This is a genomic window from Sinomonas soli (assembly GCF_054782415.1).
In genome coordinates, this window is the sequence record NZ_BAAGSN010000024.1 from 1 (window position 1) to 2,014 (window position 2,014).

At 74.6% G+C, this 2,014-nt stretch carries 2 protein-coding genes; both read left to right on the forward strand.

Annotation, left to right across the window (positions count from 1 at the left end):
* Positions 1 to 467 precede the first annotated feature (467 nt).
* On the forward strand, positions 468 to 1,289 hold the full coding sequence (locus ACYVKZ_RS19975) for a COG4705 family protein (RefSeq protein ID WP_460994100.1): 822 nt from the start codon (positions 468 to 470) through the stop codon (positions 1,287 to 1,289).
* A 119-nt stretch (positions 1,290 to 1,408) separates the two neighbouring features.
* Positions 1,409 to 2,014, forward strand: a 606-nt coding sequence (locus tag ACYVKZ_RS19980) for a S1C family serine protease (RefSeq protein ID WP_460994102.1), incomplete at its 3' end; no start/stop codon positions are given.

Below are 2,014 nucleotides of genomic sequence, written 5' to 3' on the forward strand. Positions count from 1 at the left end.
CGACCACGGCAGCTTCACCCCGCCGCCCAGGAACCTCGTCACCGGCTGAAGCACGCCCGGCTGGCCCGCCGTGACGGCGGCGCCGGCCGGCAGCGTTCTCAGCCCGGTCTCAGCCGCCCGAGGAGATACTGGTGCGGCGGGCCCCAGCCGGACCTCTTGTGGAGCAGGAGGGGCGCTCCGGCCGGGGCCCGCCCCCGCCCAGGCATGCCCGGGAGCCACCGGCCCGGTTAGGGGGCGGGCAGGAGCGAGCGGCCCCCCTGGCCCTGCCCGCCCCACCAGCACTGGACCCCCGCGCCCCCTGCGCCCGGCATCCCTGCACCTCCCCGCCGGACTGCGCTTCTGCCCAAGTGATCCGGACGGCGCCTGATCCGGGCCGGTGCGCCGCGCGGGAGTGCACCCGGGCCCGGGCCGCACACCCATGATTCTTCTTAGAGATCCCTTAGAGGGGCGCCTGCAGCATGGGGGGCATGTCCTATGCCAATGCCCCGATCGGGGCCGATCAGGGCGCCCTGGAGCGCCACGCGGCCCTGACGGGCCCTGCCACTGTCCTGAAGGTGCCGGAGGTGACGGCACTGTTCTGGGCGGTGAAGCTGCTGACCACCGCCCTGGGGGAGTCGACCTCGGACTACCTCGTGAACGGCTTCAACCCCTACCTCGCGGTGGCCGGGTGCTTCCTGGCCTTCGCCGCGGCCCTGGCCCTGCAGTTCCGCTCCCGCCGGTACGTTCCGTGGGTGTACTGGCTCGCCGTGACGATGGTCGCGGTGTTCGGGACCATGGCCGCCGACGTCCTCCACGTGGTCCTGGGCGTGTCCTACGTGCTCTCCTCGGCCGGGTTCGCGGTGGTGCTCGCGGCAGTGCTGTGGGCCTGGTGGCGGGTGGAGGGGACCCTGTCGGTGCACAGCATCACCCGTGGCCGGCCGGAGGTGTTCTACTGGGCCGCGGTGTGCGCGGCGTTCGCCCTGGGCACCGCGGCCGGGGACCTGCTGGCCTACACGGCCGGGCTCGGGTTCCTGGGAGCGGGGATCGTGTTCGCAGTCCTGTTCGCGGCCCCCGGCGCGGCCAGGGCGGCGTTCGGCCTGAACGGGGTCGCCGCGTTCTGGGTCGCCTATGTCCTCACCCGCCCCCTGGGCGCCTCGTTCGCCGACTGGACCGGGAAGGGGCCCGAGGTCGGGGGCCTGGGCTGGGGCGACGGGCCGGTCTCGGCAGTCCTGCTGGCCCTCATCGTCGTCCTCGTCGGCTACCTCCAGTACCTGCAGCGACCCCGCCGGGAGCGCATCCTGCCGGCCTGAGGGGTGCCGGCGGCGGCCTCCGCGCACGGCAGGCTCCCAGCGACCTTTCGGGAAAGCGATGAGCCCAGCACAGCATCGCGGTCCATTGTGGGGAACAGGACCACGAAAGGGAGACCACCGTGAATGACGCCACACCGGACCCGGACCAGGGGAAGGGCCGCGCGGGCACCGGCCAGGGCGCTCCCGGCGCCCGGCAGCACACCGGGGGCGGCCTGGCGCCGGGCCGACGGCTGTGGGGGAGCGGTGCCCTCGCGGCGGGGATGCTCGCTGCGGGACTCGTCGGCGGGGGCGCGGCCGCGGAGGGCTATGCCCTGCTCGCCCAGGCCGCGCCCGGGCAGGCCCAGGCCGGGGCCTCGGTCCAGGCCCGCGCGGTCGTCGTCAACGACCGGACCAGCACGGATGCGGTGGCCGCTGCCGCAGCGAAGGCCTCCCCGAGCGTGGTCACGGTCTCCGTGTCCTCGGGCAGCGCCCAGGGCACGGGCTCGGGGGTCGTCCTCGACAGCGCCGGGCACATCCTGACCAACACGCACGTCGTCACGATCGACGGGCAGACGGCCACCCCCACCATCCAGGTCCGCACGGGCGAGGGCAAGGTGTACCCGGCCACGGTGGTCGGCACCGACCCCCTCTCGGACCTCGCCGTCGTCCAGGTCCGGGGCGCGGCCCTTGCCCCGATCACGATGGGCGACTCGGCCAGGCTCAACGTCGGGGACAGGGTGGTGGCC

Excerpts from the sequence above, each read along its gene's own strand:
- ACYVKZ_RS19975 (WP_460994100.1), top strand. The coding sequence starts at position 468 with ATGTCCTATGCCAATGCCCCGATCGGGGCCGATCAGGGCGCCCTGGAG.